Raw genomic sequence first — 999 nt, forward strand, 5'->3', positions numbered from 1 at the left:
TGTTTGATCCCGGACTTTAATGGCGCATCATTGCCGTCCGAATCAAAGGATGCGCTATGGGACAGGTTCTACACCGCCGCGCCACGACGACAGAGGCAGTCCGTCGAGCGATACAGCATAGTCAAGAGAGCCTGAGAGCGCTGGCCAAGCGCTACGGCATCGATCAGAAGACCGTTAGAAAGTGGAGGAACCGGACCTCGACCGCCGATCTTCCCACCGGCCCGAAGAAACCAAGATCGACAGTGCTGTCGCTCGAAGAGGAAGCGGTGATCGTCGCCTTTCGCAAGCACACGTTGCTGGCGCTGGATGATTGCCTCTATGCCCTACAGCCCTCGATCCCGCATCTGACGCGCTCGTCGTTGCATCGCTGCCTTCAGCGCCATGGCATTTCGCGGCTGCCGCAGGACGCCGACAAGCCGGCCAGGAAGAAGTTCAACGCCTATCCGCTCGGCTATTTCCATATCGACCTCGCCGAGGTGCAGACCGCCGAGGGCAAGCTGCGCCTTTTCGTGGCCATCGATCGGACGTCGAAATTCGCCTATGCGGAATTGCACCCGACGGCGGGCAAGATGGCGGTGGCCCAATTCCTTCGCAACCTGATCGCGACCGTGCCCTATGCCATCCATACCATTCTGACCGACAACGGCATTCAGTTCACCAACCGGACCTGCGACCGGCATGCCCTTCAGCACATCTTCGACGGCATCTGCGACGAACATGGCATCGAGCACCGGCTCACAAAGATCAACCATCCCTGGACGAACGGCCAGGTCGAGCGGATGAATCGGACCATCAAGGACGCCACCGTCAAGCGCTTCCACTATGACGATCACGATCAACTGCGCCGGCATCTCGCCGACTTCATCTTAGCTTACAATTTCGCGCGCCGGCTTAAGACCCTCAAGGGCCTCACACCCCACGAGTTCATCTGCAAAATCTGGGCAAAAGAGCCTGAACGGTTCCGATTCGATCCCACCCATCAAATGCCGGGACTAAACA

1 protein-coding gene is annotated in these 999 nt (G+C 58.7%); it reads left to right on the forward strand.

Translation table 11 applies throughout. The annotated features are described in order from the left end of the window. Window positions 1-56: 56 nt before the first annotated feature. On the forward strand, window positions 57-999 hold a 943-nt coding region (locus AC0L28_RS34650), incomplete at its 3' end, for an IS481 family transposase (RefSeq protein WP_473482982.1).

The sequence above is a fragment of the Mesorhizobium sp. WSM4847 genome (assembly GCF_055811335.1).